Here is a 19,929-nt window from a genome sequence, read left to right on the forward strand (position 1 = left end):
GTGGGTTTGTCGTTATAGCATGACTGCACGAATGAAGCTATTCTGGACGCTAGTATAATCCAAATTGCTTTCCCAAAACTTTGACTTTTTCCAAATAAACCTTCAGCAGCTTCGCTTCTTTTTGCCCCGTGACGGCCCAGCTTAATTGCAAATATAAGCCTCTTTCCAGGATACGTTTCAAATAGGCCATCTGATAGAGCTTCATAGGGTCGGTCTTGAACACAACGCCATGCTTCCTCATCTCGGCGGCATACAGGCTGACGGAGCGGCGGGTTATCGCTTCTTCTTCATCCTTCCACTCTCTCCGGTACGCCAAGAAAACGCCGATCAGATAGACGAGGTCATACCAGCACGGGGCGAACTTGGCGCCCTCCCAGTCGATAAACTTAACCTGCCATGGCTTCTCCTTCACATCGTGACAGGCCATATTGGCCGTGTGCAAATCGCCGTGAACGATACTGAGCCCTGCCTCGACCACCTCTGGAAGATATTCCGGACCATCTTTCAGCACTTTCTTCAGAAGGGTATAATACGGCTCCAGGATTGCTTTTAGATTGGGTTTCTTCATGGCTTCATCAAGATAATGGAGCGTTGATTTGTTCATTTGGACTCGTTCGGCATGCATGCTCTTGGAATCGTATCGCGGAAGCCAATCCGCAAACGTTTTTTCATGACGCATAAACTTTTCGTTCCTTGTGGCGGCATGGAGTTTTGCTAACGTTGGAATGATTTTTTTAAAGTGATCCGGGTTATACTCAATCTGCCCTCGCACAGGTTCAATGTATTCCATGAATACCCATAAATCATGGCCATTGACGTTGCGTTTGGTCAGATAAATTTGCGGCATGAACGGCTGCAGCAGTTTTCTTGCTTTGCGGTATATATTTCGTTCAACGGTGCTTTCCGGACGCGATCTTCTTAATTGCTTCGAAATTTTGAGAACGACGGGCAAACTTTTGTGACCGGCTTTGATTTCAAGCTTCCAGATGCTGCTTTTGTAGGTATCCTTCAAGCACTTCATATTTCGATGGTTTAATGTTATTTCCCCGTCGAAGATCGGCTTGAATGCATCGGCAAACTGCATCTTGCGCCATTTTCTGCGAATGAATCTTTGGGTGATTTCTCTAGCTCGGCCCATGGACCCTCATCCCCTTTCCCGCCTTTGTACTATTCTATGTTGAAGCGGCAAATATGAGATGGTTATTGCACCTTGGGAGACAAATATACCTATCATTCATTCGTCCAACCGGGAAGACGCATGATTTCATAGTCTAATTGGAAGAACAGAAACTTCGGAAGGACTGTTGATGCTTTGGAAAGGCGATTTGTAGGCATACTGGTCAATTCATCCGTGTATAAAGGAATCCCTTCCGGCCGCCCCCGGCATGAGGAGATACGATTCTATGAAGAAGCAGGGCGCCTGTACGGACTGACTCCGTGTTTCTTCCGTCTGCAGGATATTCGTTTGCAGCATCGTACCGTTAACGCATATGTCAAAACATACGGGGGCTATATCCGACAACAGCTGGCGATTCCGGAAGTCATCCATAACCGTGCAATATACACCCGTACAGGCCCGAACAAACGAATGAAAGAGCTGGCTCAATCGGGCATTCAGGTGTTTAATGGCCGGAACCGGTACGGTAAACTCCACATCCACAATCTGCTGATGGAAGATGAATTATTGCGGCCGCATATCCCCGGTACAGCTGCCGTGACACCGGACTCCCTGAAGGAAATGATGTCGCTGTACGACTCGCTCATCCTGAAACCGGACAACAGCAGCATCGGCCGCGGAGTCATGAAGCTGGACCGTTCCGGAGCCGGGTGGCAGCTTGCGTACCGTTCCCGCGGTTTATGGAGAAAGCTCCGTTTCGCAGACCGGATCCCTTCATTCTTGCAGCGGAAGCTGAGCCGGGAAAAGTATATTGTGCAGCAGCGGCTTCCGCTCGCAACCTATAACGGCTGCCCGTTTGACCTTCGCGTGTCCGTCCAGCGCTCTCATACGGGCGATTGGACAATGACGGGGATCGCCGTTAAGGTGGCGGCCAAGAACGCATTTATTACCAATGTAGCGCAAGGTGGAACCGTCTATCGATTAGAAGAAATATTGCGGCAATATCCTGCGTTGAGAGCGGAGCAGGTACGAGACGATATTGAGCGTTTCTGTTTGCATGCCGCCCGGCATTTAAGCGGTCATTTGGCTCACCTTGCGGATGTTGGATTCGACATTGGCCTTACGAACAGCGGTTATCCTCTTTTTGTGGAATGCAATGGGAGAGATCTGCGCTACAGCTTTCAAAAAGGAAATATGCCGGAGGCGTGGAAAGCGACCTATACGAATCCGATCGGATTTGCACGTTTTTTGATGGATGGGAACGTGCCTCCTGGCTGACAACCGATTTCCCGTCTACCCATAAGATTAGATACATCATGAATAGCTTCATGACGATTAAATAATAGCAGCGGCCTTTGACAGCATCATCAATTTGATGTAATGTAGTGGTATTAGAATCTGGTACTAATACCTGATACCAATACCTAATCGTAAAGGAGCTGCTCCCCATGCAGGAACCGCAATATTTGTCCCATGCCAGCATCACGGCTTTCGGAGCTTATGTGCCGCAGCGCATCTTGAGCAATGCCGATCTGGAGCGAATCGTCGATACAAGCGATGAATGGATTGTCCAGCGGACCGGTATTCACGAACGGCGGGTCGCCTCCGAAGGCGAGTTTTGCAGCGACCTGTGCTTTGCCGCCGTTCGCGACATGCAAGCCCGTTTCGGATCTGTATTGACGGATGTGGATTTCATTCTAGTCGCGACATCGACTCCGGATACGTTCTTCCCGAGCATGTCCTCGCGAGTTCAAGCCGAATTCGGCATCGAAGCGTGCGGCGCAGCCGATATTCAAGCCGCATGCGCCGGATTCGTCACCGCCCTGCAGCTGGCAAACGGCCTGCTGCTGACAGGAGCTCATCGGAAGATATTAGTCATTGGCGCGGAAACACTCACTAAGGTAACCGACTATACCGACCGTACGACATGCATTTTATTTGGTGATGGAGCAGGTGCGGCGCTATTGGAGAGAACTCAAGAAGGTGCTTTTCTCGGGTCGCATGTTTCGACTACGGGCGAGAGCGGACATCAGCTTTATCGCTCCAGTTTATCTCCTTCCATACTAGGGATGCCGATCACGGCAAACGGGAAAATCATCCAGAACGGGAGAGAAGTGTATAAATGGGCGGTCAGTCAATTGCCTAAGGGCATTTCTGCGATTCTGCAACGTTACGGCTATACCGCCGCGGATTTGGATTGGTTTGTTCCGCATAGCGCCAACATGCGAATTATCGACTCCGTGTGCGATAAGACAGGCATTCCCATCGAGAAGACGCTGTCAAGCATTGCTGAGTATGGGAACACATCGGCAGCCTCCATACCGCTCGCGCTCGATCTGGCCATGAAGGACGGCCGAATCAAGCCAGGCGACCTCGTACTGCTCTACGGTTTCGGCGGCGGTTTGACGGAAGCCGGCTTGTTGATGCGTTGGACGCTCTAGGTCAGCACCGCCGAGGCGGCTTCAACATACAGATCCGTTTAGCGATGTCCGCTTCCTCGAGCGGTACCGCCAGACAGATTCCGCCGCAATGTAAGGCCATTTCGTCTGCTATAAGGCACAGCCTTGGAATCGTCCCGGCGCTTTAATGATCTGCATGCAAAGAAGCCCCCTGCCACACGGCTTGGGGGCTTCTTCTTTTCGGACTTGCCGCTTGCTGCAGCCGCAGCGTTTACTTTACACGCTGTCTCTCGATTTTCTCAATAATCAATCTGTGGCCGACTGTGGTTCCAAGCCGGATGACTCCCGTAGTTCTTCCGGTAATGATGTGGCGATGGCCATCGGCAACATTCGTCATAATGCGGAACCTGTGAAAATGGTTTGGCCCGGTGCCGATATTAAGACCCGTTTGTCCGGTATAGGTGTGACGGTGTCCATCGGCTGTGGTCGTGATTCCCCGAAAGGTGTGGCGGTGTCTGCCGTCCTCGGGGATGACTAAATCCGTTAAGTTTCCAAACGAATGTCGGTGTCCTTGTACCAGCGAGGTCAAGCCTTCCATCCGATGTCTGAATTGTACGGGCCCGCCTTCTCCTTGTGAAATTTTCACCATCCATATCAACCCTTCCATACAGTGATAGTGACAGAGTATGCAAATGATCACGGTATGGTTTGGACAAATGATGTTCGCAAAGGCGAAAGAACCGGGGATGAACGCATCGATTCCGCAATGAACTGACGCGCGGAAGCACATCAGCTATTCATTGCTTCCGTGCCGTCCGCAGCATTGGGCGGGGGCTATGCAATCGCAACGTCCCGCGACCTCAGTTCTTGGACGAGCGCCTTGCGCAGCTCCCGTCCGGCCGTCCAATAATACTCATCCTTGACGAGACAGGTTACGGTATACTTGGCGCCGAGCTGATTGTTCTCCATTTCGGCAAGCCCGTACAGCTTCGGGGGCTCCACAGGCACGCCATCCGGATCCGTCAAGAACAGGTGCGGCATCGTCTCGATCAGACGAACGGAAATGGCTTGCACCGCTTGTTCGATCACCGACGGATCCGTATCAAACGGGATGGACACGTTGACGATTGCACGCATTCTTTCCCGGTTATAGTTCTGGCTCACTCTGATTTCCGAGTTTTGAATGACGACCACATGCTGCGCCCAAGTACGAATCTTCGTCGCACGCAGGCCGACGCTCATCACCGTTCCGTTAATTTGGCCGTTATTGATCGTGACGTAGTCACCGACCGAGAATTGATCTTCAAATATAATAAAGAATCCTGTAATAAAATCCTTGACAAGCGTTTGGGCTCCGAAGCCTACGGCAAGCCCAAGAACACCCGCTCCCGCAATGATGGGTCCGACTTGAACGCCAATGTTGCTCAGACACATGAGCGCCGCAACGATGAATAACACATACTTCGTAAACGACAATAGAAGCGATTCCAGCGTATCCCGCTGCTTCGAGCCAAGACGCGTCAGAACGAACAGCCGCCTGATGGCTGTCTTCCTCAATTTCAGAGCCAGCCCTGTTGCCAGAACGATAATAATCAGGATAACCGATTTACTGGCAATAAGTTTAAGCCCGTCGATCCAAAATTCTTTTCCCATCCAATCCGCCACGTAACTTCCTCTCCCTGCATGTTAGCTCATTTATCCTAAAATACTCAAACACAGAATAAATCAACAACTCCGATCTATCTCACGGCAAACCCTTCAATCAGCATATGGATAAACCGGTTCGCGGCCGCGGGCAGCGGCGAGTCCTTCAAGGTGACGATTCCGGCTTTCCGCGGCGGTATCGGCTGCGACAGTTTCACCTCTTGCAGCAGTCCTGCGGAGATATCATGGGCCACGAAACCGCGAACAACGCAAGCGATGCCAAGTCCCGCTTTGGCAAAATCGGCAAGAAGATCGAGGCTGCCAAGCTCAACCTCCGGTTTGAGCCGCACGCCGTGCTTCTCGGCGATCGCATCGACATAAGCTCTTGTGTTGCTGCCGCGTTCCAGCATCATTAACGGCCGTTCCGCAAGCTCCTCCCACGAGATGGCTCCTAGCACCGGCTCCCGGTAAGTCTCCCCTGCTACGAAACAATCGTGCAGGTCGATCGTTTCGACAACGTTTACCTGCTTGTCCGCCGCGAACGGCAGATTAATGATGCCTACATCGATCTTCCCTTCTTTCAATAACGCCATCGTCTCCGGCGTCGTCCGATTCGTCACATGCAAGCTTATCGCCGGATAGGCTTTGTGAAAGTCGCCTAGACAGGGCAAAAGAACATGCTTGCAAAGCGTGTCACCCGCCCCGATCCGGATCTCGCCATCCAGCAGATCATGCATCTCGGCCATTTTTCGCTCCCCGTTAAGGATCAACTGGTACGCCTGATCGATATAGTGAAAGAGCGCTTCACCTTCAAGAGTCAGCTTGACCCCCTTGGGCGTACGGAAAAACAGTCTGCCGCCCAAGCGCCCCTCCAGCTGCTTGATCGAATGAGTGACGGCAGGCTGCGTAATGAACAGCTCGTCCGCCGCTTTAGTCAAGCTTCCGGTCATGGCCGTATAATAAAAGACGCGGTACAGCTCCAAGTTTTGAACGGGGCGCGCCATCCACATAAACCACCTTTATGATAGATATGAATAACATTAATTATATTAATATTATTACAATCATTATAATCAGAATAGGAAGCACATTTCAAATAGGAGGCTTAACGAATGGGCGTAACAGCGATTGTCGGGGCGAATTGGGGCGACGAGGGAAAAGGTAAAATGACCGACGTCTTCGCAGGCGAGGCGGAATACGTCGTCCGTTTTCAAGGCGGCAGCAATGCGGGGCATACGATTATTAACGATTACGGCAAATTCGCGCTGCACCTGCTGCCGTCCGGAGTATTTCATCCGAATGTAACGAACGTGATCGGACCGGGAGTGGCACTCAATATGGAAGACTTGTTCCGTGAACTGGATGAATTGAGGACGCGCGGCGTTCCGGAGCCGATATTGCGCGTCTCGGACCGGGCTCAGCTCGTACTTCCTTACCACAAGCAGCTGGACGAATGGGAAGAGGAACGGCTCGGGGACCGCAAATTCGGATCGACCAAAGCGGGGATCGCGCCATTCTATGCGGACAAATATGTAAAGCTCGGCATTCAAGCAGGCGATTTGCATGACGAAGACCGATTGTGCAAGCGGGTCATAGCCGCTCTAGAAACCAAGAATATACTGGCTGTTCATCTATATGGGAAACCTCCCTTTTCAGCCGAAGCTATCACCCTGGAACTGCTCTCGCAAGCCGAGCGGCTAAAGCCGTTATTATGCGATACAACGACGCTGATGCACGAAGCGTTGAAACGGGGGGAGCGGATTGTGGCGGAGGGGCAGCTTGGCGCGCTTCGCGATCCGGATCACGGCATCTATCCTTATTCCACATCGTCATCGACGCTGGCCGGCTTCGCCTCGGTCGGTGCCGGGCTGCCCCCCGGCTCGATCGATCGGGTTGTGGCCGTAATTAAAGCGTACTCAAGCGCGGTGGGAGAAGGGCCTTTCACGACGGAAATCACCGGCAGCGCCGCGGATGAGCTCCGGATCCGAGGCGGAGACGCCGGCGAATTTGGGGCAACGACGGGCAGGCCTCGTCGGATGGGTTGGTTCGATGCGGTCGCGACCGCTTACGGCTGCAAGCTGCAGGGCGCAACTGAAGCTGTGCTGACCAACTTGGACGTACTTGGCTATTTGGATGATATCCCGATTTGCACCGCCTACGATATTGAAGACGACGTGACCGATAGGTTCCCCGTGTCTTCCCGCCTTGAGAAGGCAAAACCCGTATTCAAGACCCTTCCCGGCTGGAAAACAGCCATCTCGCACATCAGGCGCTTCGAGGATTTGCCGCCGAGCGCACAGCGTTATGTCCTTGAGCTGGAACGGCGAATCGGCGTACCGATCCGTTATATATCGGTCGGACCGGAGCGGGATCAGCTCATTCAGCGGTAAGGCGATACGTCGGCGCCTTTTAACAGCCACGGTTTGGCGGGAATTCCTTGCTGAGGGCGACGCATCCTTATGCCGACGACCGTCTCCGTCATCGACAGCTGCATCGCCGTCAGCGACCGTACATTCTCACGAACCGACTTCGCCATTTCCGGCGAATACTCGGAGATATCCGCTACGCTATCTAAGATCCGTGCCATCGCCTGCTGGCTTTGGGCAATGGAACGGATCAATTCAATGCGCGCTTCCCATTCCTTTACGACTAGGCTCATTGGGTGGGTTCCCCAAAATCCATGTTGCCGAATCCGCTGCTGCTATCCTCCTGATCATGACGCAGCACTGCTTTCAGAACGTTTGCCATTCCTTGGTTAAGTTTGGCCAGACCGTCGATGACCTCAATTAACTGCTCGTGTACGCCAAGCGTATCTTTCAGATGCGCTTGCTGCTCCTGATAAGCATCCGGCGTAACATGGTTGCAGAGCCAGTTCCGAACCTTCTCCGCTTCGGTCGCCTTCGCCTCCAGAATCATTGCCACGTTCTGCTGCAGCTTGGCGGAGGCATCCAGCATTCGTGCATATGCCGTCTCCCGACTCATGGCCGCATCTTCCTCCCTTTTCCCCCGCCCTACTCTTCTTCCTCTTCACTAAGCTCTTTCATAATCGATTTGATCGTTTCTGCAATCGTTTCTTGAAGCTCTGCAATGCTGTTCAAGTAAGAGACGACGCTATTCGTTACCGCATGCGAGCTTTCCATCAATCCGCCCATCCCCCCGAACTCTGGATGTTGATCCGGCAGGGCGTTCACCATCTGCGCCATCCGCACCGCAACATGACGTTTGGCCTCCAGAACATTCGCCATATGTTCATGCGAATGCGACATATGTTCAATCAATTCCGTTACAATATGCTGTGTCAAGAAAGTCCCTCCCCGCTTATACCAGCATATGCGCGACAAGTCGGTATGATACTGTATGGTACCTTGGCAGACGACACCGCGTCTCGGGCTGGAAAGGCGATTTCGCCAAGCTCGCGCCGTCCCCATTCGCAAGGCTAAGACGGTTTTCGATTGCCGAGCCATCACACAGTCATCAGAAAGAACCTCTTCGGTCCGTGCTTTATCGCACGTGCCAAAGAGGTTCAATTAAGAAGCTACTGGGTTCCGATAGCAATCCAGTTGAGAATGCCTTTAGGTTCTGGACTAATCCGCGTCCGGACGATGATGATTTGGGCGCCTGCAGCAGTCTTCTCCTTAATGACTGCATAACAGGACGGATGATCGGTGGTGGCAACAATCGCGAACGTATCATTTGCGAACGGTTCATCGAAAAATACGCTCACTTCGATCTGCTCGCCGTGGCCTTGGAAATCGTACGGCACCAACCCAAACTGCTGCATTGCAGAGGATTTCGTTGTGCGGACAGGGGCAAAATCAAGTTTGCCGGCATCTATGCTTCCATCCTGCAAACTGATTGTACGGAAGGAACCGGCCAATACATCTGGCGCCAAATGATCTGAGGTGATGGAGCCCGGCGCAATCTTATCAGCGGTTACGGCACCTTCCGCGATTTTCCCTGCGGTGACCACACCTTCGGCCAAATGAACTTCGCATACGCCTCCGGACTGCAGCGACTGCTGATCCAGCAGGCCTGGAGCCAGCTTGTCGGCCGTAACCGCGCCCGCAGCCAGCTTCGCTCCCGTTACCGCGCCGTCACTCAGCGCTTCTTCGCCTACCGCACCCGCGGCTAGCTTCGCGCTCGTCACCGAGCCGTCACTCAACGCTCCCGTACTAACCGCGCCCCATGCCAGCTTCGCTCTCGTCACCGAGCCGATACTCAGTGCTTCATCGCCTACCGCTCCGGCAGCCAGCTTCGCGCTCGTCACCGAGCCGTTGCTCAGCGCATCCGTTCCTACCGATCCGGCGACCAGCTTCGTGCTCGTCACGGCTCCGTCGCTCAGCGCTTTGCTTCCTACCGATCCCGTGACCAGCTTCGCGCTCGTTACCGAGCCGTCACTCAAGGCTTCCGTTCCTACCGATCCCGCGACCAGCTTGGCGCTCGTCACGGCACCGTCACTCAGCGCTTCCGTTCCTACCGCGCCCGCGACCAGCTTGGCGCTCGTCACGGCACCGTCGCTCAGCGCTTCGCTTCCTACCGATCCCGCGACCAGCTTCGCGCTCGTTACCGAGCCGTCGCTCAATGCTTCGCTTCCTACTGATCCGGCGACCAGCTTCGCGCTCGTCACTGCTCCGTCGCTCAACGCTTCCGTTCCTACCGATCCTGCGACCAGCTTCGCGCTCGTTACCGAGCCGTCGCTCAACGCTTCGCTTCCTACTGATCCAGCGAACAGCTTCGCGCTCGTCACGGCCCCGTCACTCAGCACTTCCGTTCCTACCGATCCGGCGACCAGCTTCGCGCTCGTTACCGAGCCGTCACTCAATGCTTCGCTTCCTACTGATCCGGCGACCAGTTTCGCGCTCGTCACGGCCCCGTCGCTCAATGCTTCCGTTCCTACCGATCCCGCGACCAGCTTCGCGCTCGTTACCGAGCCGTCGCTCAATGCTTCACTTCCTACTGATCCGCTAACCAGCTTTGCGCTCGTCACGACCCCGTCGATCAGCGCTTCTGTTCCTACCGATCCCGCGACCAGCTTTGCGCTCGTTACGGCCCCGTCGCTCAGCGCTTCCGTTCCTACCGATCCCGCGACCAGCTTCGCGCTCGTTATCGAGCCGTCGCTCAGCGCTTCGCTTCCTACCGATCCCGCGACCAGCTTCGCGCTCGTTACCGAGCCGTCGCTCAATGCTTCCGTCCCTATCGATCCCGCGACCAGCTTCGCGCTCGTTACTGAGCCGTCGCTCAGCGCTTCTTCACCTACCGCACCGACAGACAGCTTCGCGCCCGTCACAGCTCCGTCGCTTAGCGCTTCTTCACCTACCGCGCCCGCTGCCAGCTTCGCGCCCGTCACAGCTCCGTCGCTTAGCGCTTCTTCACCTACCGCGCCCGCTGCCAGCTTCGCGCCCGTCACAGCTCCGTCGCTTAGCGCTTCTTTACCTACCGCGGCCGCTGCCAGCTTCGTACCCGTCACAGCACCGTCGTTTAGCGCTTCTTCACCTACCGCACCGACAGACAGCTTTGCGGCCGTCACGACTCCATCGCTCAGCGTTTCTTCGCCTACCGCGCCCGCTGCCAGCTTCGCGCCCGTCACAGCTCCATCGCTTAGCGCTTCTTCACCCACCGCACCGACAGACAGCTTTGCTCCCGTCACAGCTCCGTCGCTCAGCGCTTCTTCACTTACCGCGCCCGCAGCCAGTTTCGTGCTCGTTACCGAGCCATCGCTCAGCGCTTTCTCGCTTACCGCACCCGCAGCCAGCTTTGCGCCCGTTACCGATTCATCGCTCAGCGCTTTCTCGCCTACCGCGCCCGCAGCCAGCTTCGCTCCCGTCACAGCTCCGTCACTCAGCGCTTTCTCCCCTACCGCGCCGATAGTCAGCTTCGTGCTTGTCACAGCTCCGTAGCTCAGCTCATCCTCGCCTACTGCGCCCGCAGCCAGCTTCGCACCCGTCACAACTCCGTTGCTCAGCGCTTCCTCGCCTACCGCGCCTGGAGCTATTTTCGTGCTCGTCACAGCTCCGTCGCTCAGCGCTTTCTTGCCTACCGCTCCGGCAGCTAGCTTCGTGCCCGTTATCGATCCATCGCTCAGCGCTTTCTCGCCTACCGCGCCGGCTGCCAACTTCGCTCCCGTCACAGCCTCGTCGCTCAGCGCATCCTCGCCTACCGCTCCGGCAGCCAGCTTCGCGCTCGTTACCGATCCATCGCTCAGCGCTTCTTCACCTACCGCGCCCGCAGCCAGCTTCGCTCCCGTTACCGATCCATCGCTCAGCGCTTCTTCACCTACCGCACCGACAGCGAGCTTGGCGCCCGTTACTGATCCATCGTTCAATACATCCTCGCCTACCGCACCCGCGGCCAGCTTCGCACTCGTCACCGCGCCGTCACTTAGCGCTTCCTCGCTTACCGCGCCCGCAGCCAGCTTTACTCCCGTCACCGCCCCGTCACTCAATGCATCCACGCCTACCGCGCCCGCAGCCAGCTTCGCTCCCGTTACCGATCCGTCGCTCAGCGCTTTCTCGCCTACCGCGCCAACAGCTAGCTTCGCTCCCGTCACGGCTCCGTCACTCAGCTTATCCTCACTTACCGCACCCGCAGCCAGCTTCGCGCTCGTCACCGATCCGTCGCTCAGCGCTTTCTTGCCTACTGCTCCCGCAGCCAGCTTCGCACTCGTCACCGATCCGTCACTCAGCGCTTCTTCACTTACCGCGCCCGCGATCAGTTTCGCTCCCGTCACAGCTCCGTCGCTCAGCGCTTTCTCGCTTACCGCACCCGCAGCCAGCTTCGATCCCGTCACCGCTCCGTCGCTCAGCGCATCCTCGCTTACCGCACCCGCAGCCAGCTTCGATCCCGTCACCGCTCCGTCGCTCAGCGCTTTCTCGCCTACCGCGCCCGCAGCCAGCTTCGATCCCGTCACCACTCCGTCGCTCAGCGCTTCTTCACCTACCGCGCCCGCAGCCAGCTTCGCGCCTGTCACGGCTCCGTCGCTCAGCGCTTCTTCACCTACCGCGCCCGCAGCCAGCTTCGCGCCTGTCACGGCTTCGTCGCTCAGCGCTTCTTCGCCTACCGCACCCGCAGCCAGCTTCGATCCCGTTACCGATCCGTCGCTCAGCGCTTTCTCGCCTACCGCGCCGATAGCCAGCTTCGCTCCCGTCACGGCGCCGTCGCGCAGCGCATCCTCGCCTACCGCGCCGACAACCAGCTTCGCACCCGTCACAGCTCCGTCGCTCAACGCATACTCGCCTACCGCGCCCGCAGCCAGCTTCGCTCCCGTTACTGATCCATCGCCCAGCGCTTTCTTGCCTACCGCGCCGGCTGCCAGCTTCGCGCTCGTCACCGATCCATCGCTCAGCGCTTTCTCGCTTACCGCACCCTCAGCCAGCTTCGCGCCCGTTACCGAACCGTCACTCAGCGTTTTCTCGCTTACTGCACCGGCTGCCAGCTTCGCGCCCGTTACCGAACCGTCACTCAGCATTTTCTCGCTTACCGCACCGGCAGCCAGCTTGGCGCCCGTTACAGCCCCATCGCTCAGCGCTTTCTCGCTTACCGCACCGGCAGCCAGCTTCGCACTCGTCACCGATCCGTTACTCAGCGTTTTCTCGCCTACCGCCCCGGCAGCCAGCTTCGCGGCCGTCACCGCTCCGTCGCTCAGCGCTTTCTCGCCTACCGCCCCGGCAGCCAGCTTGGCGCCCGTCACAGCACCGTCGCTCAGCGCATCGCTTCCTACCGCTCCCGTGATCAGCTTCGAGCTCGTTACCGATCCGTCACTCAGCGCTTTCTCGTTTACCGCCCCTGCAGCCAGCTTCGCGCTCGTCACCGATCCATCGCTCAGCGCTTTCCCGCCTACCGCCCCTGCAGCCAGCTTCGCGCTCGTCACGGCTCCATCGCTCAGCGCTTCTTCACCTACCGCGCCAACAGCCAGCTTGGCGCCCGTCACAGCTCCGTCGCTCAGCGTCTTCTCGTTTACCGCTCCGGCAGCCAGCTTTACGCCCGTCACCGATCCATCGCTCAGCACTTTCTCGTTTACCGCCCCTGCAGCCAGCTTCACATTCGTTACCGCACCTTTTGCGATTTGGGCTGTTTCGATCGTTCCTGGCTTTACTTTGCTGCCCTGTATAATGGCATCCGGCGCTTTATCGAACGAGAACCATTCACTCGCAAGATGCGCTTGCGTGATCGAGCCTTTGCGAATATGGTACCCTTGGATGGCCTCCGCCTTCAGATGCTTCCCGACAAGCGTCTCCAGCATGATATGCTCTCCGCTCACTGACAAAGGTGCCAGCTTATCGGATGTTACCGCATGTTCAGCGATCTGCTCGGTACTTACTGCGCTGTTGGATAGATGTGTTTGATTCACGCTATCCGGCTGCAGATGTTTCGACCCGACTGCGTTTTTGCCCAGATGGATTTCCCCGATTGCACCCTCGCCCACTTGCTCCGCACCGACGGCACCAGGCTGCAGCGCAGAAGCGCTTACCGAGCCCGCTATAAGCTGAGCGCTGCCAACGCTGCTATCTGCCAGCTTCTCGCGCGTCACGATACCATCGCATAAATGCTCCTCATGCAAGCTGCCAGGAGCAAGGTGAATACCTAATACGGATTGCACCTGAATATGCTGGCCTCCGACCGATTCATCCATAAGATGCCGCCCGGTTACAGCGCCATCGGCAATTTTCTCGCCGCTCACGGCACCTGCCGCGATCGCTTCTGCTTTCACGGCGTCTTCTGCAAGATGCTTCGCTTCCACGATGCCTTCATTCAAATGCCAAGAATCCACAGACCCTTCTGCAATATGATTGCTATTCACCGCGAACGATGACAGATGCTCGCTGGTTACCGATTGAACAGCCAGTTTCTTCTCTGTTACGCTGCTATCGGCGAGCTTCGCGTGCGTTATCGCCCCATCGGTCAATTTATCCGTCGAGACGCTCTCCGGAGAGAGCTTCAGCGAGGTTACAACATGGTCGGCCATATGGTGGGATTGAATGATTCCAGAGGCAAGATGGCGTTCATTGACTGCACCCGCGGATATCTTCTGCGACTTAACGGCATCATCCTGAATGGCGCTTGTCGCGATCGCTCCCTTCGAAACATGCTTCGCCTGAATAAGGCCGGGCTGGAGATGCTCGGTAGCGACGGCTTCCGGCGAGATCGATTCTTCCGTTACCGATTCGGCAGACAGATGGAAGGCTCGAACCGCATCAGGAGCAATTTTATCAAATGTGACCGATTCGTCCGTCAAATGCTTTGTTTCTACCGAAAGCTCCGCCAGCTTCCTGCCTGTAACGCTCGAATCGGCCAGCTTGCCGACCGTCACTGCCGCATCTGCAAGCTCCTTTTCTCCAACCGACGCTCCGCTGATGTGAACCTGCCGGACCGCATGTGCCTCAAGCTTGCTTCCGTTAACCGCGTTATCTGCCAGATGAGCAGTCTGCACGCTTCGATCCGTCAAATTCACCGAGCTGATTACCCCCGCCGTGAGATGCCTTGCTACGATGCTTCCGTCGGCCACTTTATCCGCACCGATGCTAAAACGTCCCAAATGTCTGCTCTGCACGGATTCATCCGCCAGCTTCGATGCATTGACGCTTTGGTCGGCAATCTTTGATGACGTTACCGCATGATCGACCAGCTTGATCGTAGAAACGGCCGAATCCGCGATTTTGGTTGAAGATATAGCTCCATCGGCTATATGCTCAGTGCCGATTTCATTTCTTGCGAGATGACTTCCTTTTACGGCCCCTTCCTGCAGCTGTGCGGAGCCGACTGCTCCTTCCTTGAGCGCCTCCTGCCCCACGGATGAGGGACCCAGCTCTCTTGCTCCGACCGCGCCTTCCTCCAAATGTTCGGCGGAGATTTCGCCTGGGGCCAAATGCTTTCCCAACAGCACTCCCGCAGCCACATGCTCAGCCAGCAGAAGTCCTGGCTTCAAATGTACCGCATCGATTGCCCCCTGAGCGATCTTCTCGCCCGTTACCGATTGATCCCGAAGCTTGGAATGCGTTACCGAGCCGTCCTCCAGCTTGGAGGTGTTTATGGCGTCATTAGCGATATTTTCGGAACGGATGGTACCGCTCTTCAGCTTGCTTGACGTAATCGACTGGTCCTCGAGAAGATCCGTCGTAATGATAAACGGCTTCAGATGCTTTGCTTCAATCGAGTTTTCCGCAAATTTATCGCCGCTAATCGTCCGGTCGGCAAGCTTATCCGAACTAACACTGCCGTCGCGCAGCTTATCTCCCGTGATCGAGCGGTCACGAATTTTAGCGCCGGAGATTGCATTACGAGCCAGGTGCTCCCCCGTAATGGTCTCTTCGGCAATTTTCTTCCCTGTTACGGACCGATCCGCTATTTTAATGCTTTCCACAGCAAAGTCCGCAATCGTCTGCGTAACAACCGCTCCATTGCGAAGCCTCGTCGTATCAACGGCGCCTGGAGCGATTTTCTCAAAAGTGACCGATTTGTCAGCAAGATCGTCGGTGTACACGAACGGGATAGGACGATCCGGTATGCGCCGCTCAACCGCCCGTTCCTCCCTGCTTGCGCGATCGGCTCTCAATAACTGCTCTAACCGATCTGTTGACTGCTCTTCGCTTTCAGCTTCAGTTGCAGTGTCAGCTTCGATTTCGGCCTCGGCTTCAATTTCTGTTTCAGTCTCGACCTCGACTTCAATTTCTGTTTCAGCCTTAATCTCGGCTACAATTTCTGTTTCGGCTTCGGCTTCGATGTTGGTTTCGATTTTGGCTTCGGCCTCAGCTTCAGCTTCGATTTCGGCTTCGATGATCGCCTCCACTGGTTCCGCTTGGGCGGCAGCTTCTGCCTGTTGAACAGTCGGGCTGTTCTCACCGGTCGTCATGATTATGGATTCGCTCGGCGCATCTGATTGAACAGCTCGAACCCGTTCAAATTGCATCTGCCTATGGATATGGAACTCGTTGGCAATCTGTTCATGCACATTCTTACTCGTCTCTACCTTCTGCTCGGGCTCCAATACAGGCGCAGGCGTTGCTGCATTGACATGTACGATTTTCTTTTCATTGACGTGTCCCGCATTCTTGGATGCAGTCTGTCCGGTTGTTGGAGCCGCTCCAGCACTCTTCCTTTTCACTTCGTCAAGCCATTTCAATTCCGAAGTATTCGGATTATCTACGTAGAATAACGGCTTTCGCCCTTTGGGGCTCTTCCCTTTCCTGCTCTTCGCCATAGCCCTCTCCTTCTTCCACCTGAAATGTCATAGGTATCATATGCATTTACCCATGGGCAGGTCACTTAGAGAGTTAACCTTTATAGCAAAAAGTGAAGAAAAGCTATTCCCGCATCGTTTGAATTCCTTTGGAAAGTGTAGCCATGTATAAATCCGTACCGTGCCAGTCAATATCCGTAACAGGGACCCCGGCTTTTATAGAGAACAACGTTATTCGGCCGTGCAGCGATCCGAGCCGGAATAGACCTTTATCCGTGCAAACATAGACGTGCTGCGCTTTCGTTGCTACCGCAAATACAAAAATGCCGCCGAATTGAATCGTCTCGAATCCGCCTTGGCCATTGCTCACGATCAGTTCGCCTTTCTCGCCGGAACCGACAAGGCGATCTCGCTCCGCCGCCAGACTCGTAACGCCGACCTTCAGCTCGAATGTGGCCCAGCGATCCGTTAAACGGTCATACATCGCTATGCCTTTGTCGAGAGCGATGTACAAATATTGCGGAGTGAACAGGAAATCGTATACGACGGCGTTCTCAAAGGCGGACAACTGCCAGTCGCCTTTCGCTTTGTATATCAAACCGTTCTGCGTGGCGACGAATATGAATCTCCATTCTTCTTTGAATTGATAACAGGGCTGACTGATATCGGCATACTGCCAACGTTTGCGATGCAGACGATACAGTCCTTGACTTGTGCAGGCGTAGACGCGCCCTTTAATCACCTGAAGCCGGTTCACGGTCGTCCGATCAGGCAATCCCTCCGACAGCTTGCTCCAATCCCCCTGCTCGGACATATGGTAGATCCCCTGATCAAGAGATGCGGCAATGAGCGAACGATCCGCTTGAACCTTGACAGAAGAAAAGTGATTGGGGCGCGATTGCCAGTTCTTGAAAGAATCGGGCAGCATTCGTGATTCAACTCCTTGTTCGTTTCGTCTAAATTCGCAAGTTTCTATACGACCATATTAAGTGATAATGATTATCAGCGTCAATATTACTTTCGTACGCGCCTGCATAGCGGATGTTTTTCTTCCGTGAGGAGGTTCCGGCTGCGGTTCAGCAAAAGTTTTTGCAATGTGATGTATAAAAGAAGGGGCAGTCCCTTGATCCATAATGGCTAAGAGACTGCCCCTTCATCGCTTTCAATCCGATTCTCTTCCAAACTCTAGTAAATGCTGATTCTATTAAGCGTATATTTCTTTAACAGGACACAGAAGATTCCGTGTCTTTGACTCACATATGCGGTACAAACTGTACGGACGGCTGCAGCATCCTTACTGTATCGTCAGCTCCAACAGGTATCGTCTTCTGCTTGGCTAACGGATGTCCATGCTGCAGCCCGTCTTCACTTCTTTATGCAACCGATTGTATCATTTACTCTTCCACCGCAAGCGGCTCTGAGATGTGCCGGTGAGCCGCATGCCATAGCGAACCAATCCCCCGTCCATGAGGGACGGACGCTTGTATGGCCGCTGTGACAAAACGCTTCGCTTCACGGGCAGCAGACGGCACATCGCGTCCTTGCGCCAGCAGGGCCGCGATCGCCGCGGCCAAGGTGCAGCCCGTTCCATGCGTATGACGCGTTGCTATTCGCGGCGAACGCAGCAGAATCGGCTCGTGCAAGCCGCTTGCCGGCGCTCCGACAAGCACGTCCACGGCTTCGTCCGATTCGCTGCTGCCGTTGGTGCCGCCGGTCAGATGCCCGCCCTTGAGCAGCACATATCGGGGACCGAAGTCCAAGAGACTCCGTGCAGCTTCTACCATATCGGCTATCGTACGAATTGTGTCGGGCTGAATCTCCAGCAGCTCGCAGGCTTCGGGTATATTCGGTGTAACGATCTCGGCTATGGGCAGCAGCTCAGCCTTGAGGGAGTCCGTTGCCTCTCTGCGAAATAATGCCGATCCGTCCTTGGCATATAGTACGGGATCTATAACAAGTCTTCGTATATGGCGCTCCTCCAGCGTTTTTGCTACGATCCGGACGATAGCGGAGTCGAGCAGCATGCCGGTCTTGACCGCGCTTGCCCCCATATCGTCCAGAACCGCAATAAGCTGGGCTTCGACGGTCTCCACCGGAAGCGGATAGATCGCATGGACGCCGAGACTGTTTTGCGCCGTTACTGCGGTTAGCGCAGTCATGCCGAATACGCCCAGCTCCTGGCATGTTTTCAAGTCTGCTTGAATACCTGCGCCGCCTCCGGAATCCGATCCCGCGATGGTCAAAACCCGCGGATGCGGGTCCGGGTCCGGACTAAGCCTCTGATGCACTTGGTCTTCCATCCCACTACGATTCCCGATCATGAAACACCTCTCCTCGCTGCCGTTCCGGCAAATCTGTCCGGAGCGAATGCCGCAATCGGCCCGTCAGGCTTACGCCCAGTGAGCAGATCGGCGACAATTGCTGCCGTAACCGGGCTAAGCAGTATGCCGTTCCGGTAATGCCCCGCCGCCAAGATGATATCCGGTCTGCCGGGCAGTGGGCCGATAAGCGGCCAGCCGTCGCGCGTAGCCGGCCTTAACCCGGCCCAGCTATGGATCGGGCGCAGCCCTTCCAGTAACGGCAGTAGGCGGGGACCAAAGCGGACCAGCCGTTCGATTCCGCGTTCCGTTACGGAGGTATCGTAACCGGCAACATCCTCCGACGCGCCGCACACAAGCGTTCCGTTATTTTTGCCTACCCAATAGGCTTGGCTGGAGAACACCATATGACGCACGTCGCGAACGGGAACGTCGAAGGCGCAGATTTGACCGCGAATCGGATGGATCGGAATCGGAAAACCGAAGGCTTCGGCATACTTGCACGCCCAAGCGCCTGCGCACACGACGAGCCGATCGCCCGTGAAGGTTCCCGCTTCGGCTGTCTTCACCTGAACGCCGTATTGGCCGTTCAAGCCGGGCAGGGTAATGGCTCCCGCATGTGAAATCAGCTTCACGCCCATCCTCCTGCAGGCTGCTTCCAACGCCTGGACGAGATGCGGAGCATAGACATGGCTTTCATCCGGGCAGAACAAGGCAGCCGTTACCGCCGGCGATAACGATGGCTCGAGCAATCGCAGACTGGAGCCCTCGACAAGCTCAGCCCTTAGTCCATAGGCTTGCTGCCATGCAAGTCTCGTCTGCAGCGGCAGCAGGTCCGACTCATGCATGGCGACCGTCAGGCTGCCGGTGTTCATCAGCTCCGCATTCAAGCCGGATATGGATTCGATATGTCTCAGCCATTCCGGATATAGACGTAAGCTTGCAGCACACAGATGGAAGAACGGGTCGGGCTGCTCCGGATTCTCGGTATACGGAGCGAGCATGCCTGCCGCAGCCCCGGATGCCTGTCCCCCGAATTCATGCGGCTCCACGACCGTAACGTGCGCTCCGCGCTGTGCGGCTTCGAATGCGCAAGAGAGTCCGATGATTCCGCCTCCGAGAACAATGACCTGCTCAGGCATGATTCACCCGCCCCCTTCGGCTGTGGCGTCCGAAAAGAAAGAGGAACCTCCGTCTCCAAGACTACTCTTATCCGAAGCTTTATCGAACGAAGCCACCGTCAGTTTCTCTGCCGACGCGGACACGCTCCTCGAAGCG

14 protein-coding genes are annotated in these 19,929 nt (G+C 55.6%); 3 read left to right on the forward strand and 11 right to left on the reverse strand.

The features are described from left to right. Positions 1 to 49 precede the first annotated feature (49 nt). Positions 50 to 1,138 (reverse strand): phosphotransferase, encoded by a 1,089-nt coding sequence (locus L1F29_RS24930; protein WP_258384736.1) that lies wholly within the window; start codon positions 1,136 to 1,138, stop codon positions 50 to 52. 174 nt (positions 1,139 to 1,312) lie between these two features. On the opposite strand from L1F29_RS24930, the gene L1F29_RS24935 reads away from it, so the two are divergent. After that, positions 1,313 to 2,395 carry a YheC/YheD family endospore coat-associated protein gene (locus L1F29_RS24935; protein ID WP_258384737.1) on the forward strand — a complete coding sequence of 361 codons (1,083 nt, stop codon included), beginning with the start codon at positions 1,313 to 1,315 and terminating at the stop codon, positions 2,393 to 2,395. A gap of 170 nt (positions 2,396 to 2,565) precedes the next feature. Continuing rightward, entirely contained in the window at positions 2,566 to 3,558 is a 993-nt protein-coding gene (locus tag L1F29_RS24940) for a ketoacyl-ACP synthase III (protein WP_309252337.1), read from the forward strand. A 229-nt stretch (positions 3,559 to 3,787) separates the two neighbouring features. On the opposite strand, the gene L1F29_RS24945 is transcribed toward L1F29_RS24940, so the two are convergent. From L1F29_RS24945 to L1F29_RS24955, 3 genes are all read right to left on the reverse strand, one after another. Further along, positions 3,788 to 4,165, reverse strand: a complete 378-nt coding sequence (locus L1F29_RS24945) for a YmaF family protein (protein WP_258384738.1) — start codon at positions 4,163 to 4,165, stop codon at positions 3,788 to 3,790. A 185-nt stretch (positions 4,166 to 4,350) separates the two neighbouring features. Continuing rightward, positions 4,351 to 5,181, reverse strand: coding sequence for a mechanosensitive ion channel family protein (locus L1F29_RS24950; protein ID WP_258384739.1), 831 nt, complete (start codon positions 5,179 to 5,181; stop codon positions 4,351 to 4,353). A 74-nt stretch (positions 5,182 to 5,255) separates the two neighbouring features. Next, entirely contained in the window at positions 5,256 to 6,164 is a 909-nt protein-coding gene (locus L1F29_RS24955) for a LysR family transcriptional regulator (protein WP_258384740.1), read from the reverse strand. Between the two features lie 108 nt (positions 6,165 to 6,272). Here L1F29_RS24955 and L1F29_RS24960 point away from each other — a divergent pair, with 108 nt between their 5' ends. Further along, the gene (locus L1F29_RS24960) at positions 6,273 to 7,550 is read left to right on the forward strand and encodes an adenylosuccinate synthase (protein ID WP_258384741.1); all 1,278 of its coding nucleotides are present in this window, start codon (positions 6,273 to 6,275) and stop codon (positions 7,548 to 7,550) included. Here the strand turns inward: L1F29_RS24960 and L1F29_RS24965 are convergent. The 7 genes from L1F29_RS24965 to thiO all read right to left on the reverse strand — a co-directional run bounded on the left by L1F29_RS24965 (position 7,541) and on the right by thiO (position 19,793). Next, positions 7,541 to 7,819, reverse strand: a complete 279-nt coding sequence (locus tag L1F29_RS24965; RefSeq protein ID WP_258384742.1) for a hypothetical protein — start codon at positions 7,817 to 7,819, stop codon at positions 7,541 to 7,543. The two genes, L1F29_RS24960 and L1F29_RS24965, sit on opposite strands and share 10 nt — an antisense overlap. Next, positions 7,816 to 8,142, reverse strand: coding sequence for an alpha-helical endospore appendage domain-containing protein (locus L1F29_RS24970; protein ID WP_258384743.1), 327 nt, complete (start codon positions 8,140 to 8,142; stop codon positions 7,816 to 7,818). The genes L1F29_RS24965 and L1F29_RS24970 overlap by 4 nt, the downstream gene beginning before the upstream one ends. A 29-nt stretch (positions 8,143 to 8,171) precedes the next feature. After that, positions 8,172 to 8,462, reverse strand: a complete 291-nt coding sequence (locus tag L1F29_RS24975) for a nucleoside-diphosphate sugar epimerase (RefSeq protein ID WP_258384744.1) — start codon at positions 8,460 to 8,462, stop codon at positions 8,172 to 8,174. 233 nt (positions 8,463 to 8,695) lie between these two features. Then, positions 8,696 to 16,354, reverse strand: coding sequence for a WIAG-tail domain (locus L1F29_RS24980; protein WP_258384745.1), 7,659 nt, complete (start codon positions 16,352 to 16,354; stop codon positions 8,696 to 8,698). Between the two features lie 103 nt (positions 16,355 to 16,457). Next, on the reverse strand, positions 16,458 to 17,261 hold the full coding sequence (locus L1F29_RS24985) for a hypothetical protein (protein ID WP_258384746.1): 804 nt from the start codon (positions 17,259 to 17,261) through the stop codon (positions 16,458 to 16,460). A 466-nt stretch (positions 17,262 to 17,727) separates the two neighbouring features. Beyond that, a complete protein-coding gene (thiD, locus tag L1F29_RS24990) occupies positions 17,728 to 18,633 on the reverse strand; it encodes a bifunctional hydroxymethylpyrimidine kinase/phosphomethylpyrimidine kinase (RefSeq protein ID WP_258389801.1) in 906 nt (301 codons plus the stop codon). A 17-nt stretch (positions 18,634 to 18,650) separates the two neighbouring features. Continuing rightward, a complete protein-coding gene (thiO, locus tag L1F29_RS24995; RefSeq protein WP_258384747.1) occupies positions 18,651 to 19,793 on the reverse strand; it encodes a glycine oxidase ThiO in 1,143 nt (380 codons plus the stop codon). Between the last annotated feature and the right edge of the window lie 136 nt (positions 19,794 to 19,929).

Source organism: Paenibacillus spongiae, assembly GCF_024734895.1.
GTDB classification, from domain to species: Bacteria; Bacillota; Bacilli; order Paenibacillales; family Paenibacillaceae; genus Paenibacillus_Z; species Paenibacillus_Z spongiae.

What these genes read in the sequence shown, in the direction of transcription:
- L1F29_RS24930 (WP_258384736.1), bottom strand. Translation starts at nt 1,138, where the DNA reads ATGGGCCGAGCTAGAGAAATCACCCAAAGATTCATTCGCAGAAAATGG.
- L1F29_RS24940 (WP_309252337.1), top strand. Translation starts at nt 2,566, where the DNA reads ATGCAGGAACCGCAATATTTGTCCCATGCCAGCATCACGGCTTTCGGA.
- L1F29_RS24945 (WP_258384738.1), bottom strand. Translation starts at nt 4,165, where the DNA reads ATGGTGAAAATTTCACAAGGAGAAGGCGGGCCCGTACAATTCAGACAT.
- L1F29_RS24955 (WP_258384740.1), bottom strand. Translation starts at nt 6,164, where the DNA reads ATGGCGCGCCCCGTTCAAAACTTGGAGCTGTACCGCGTCTTTTATTAT.
- L1F29_RS24960 (WP_258384741.1), top strand. Translation starts at nt 6,273, where the DNA reads ATGGGCGTAACAGCGATTGTCGGGGCGAATTGGGGCGACGAGGGAAAA.
- L1F29_RS24965 (WP_258384742.1), bottom strand. Translation starts at nt 7,819, where the DNA reads ATGAGCCTAGTCGTAAAGGAATGGGAAGCGCGCATTGAATTGATCCGT.
- L1F29_RS24970 (WP_258384743.1), bottom strand. Translation starts at nt 8,142, where the DNA reads ATGAGTCGGGAGACGGCATATGCACGAATGCTGGATGCCTCCGCCAAG.
- L1F29_RS24980 (WP_258384745.1), bottom strand. Translation starts at nt 16,354, where the DNA reads ATGGCGAAGAGCAGGAAAGGGAAGAGCCCCAAAGGGCGAAAGCCGTTA.
- L1F29_RS24985 (WP_258384746.1), bottom strand. Translation starts at nt 17,261, where the DNA reads ATGCTGCCCGATTCTTTCAAGAACTGGCAATCGCGCCCCAATCACTTT.
- thiD (WP_258389801.1), bottom strand. Translation starts at nt 18,633, where the DNA reads ATGGAAGACCAAGTGCATCAGAGGCTTAGTCCGGACCCGGACCCGCAT.
- thiO (WP_258384747.1), bottom strand. Translation starts at nt 19,793, where the DNA reads ATGCCTGAGCAGGTCATTGTTCTCGGAGGCGGAATCATCGGACTCTCT.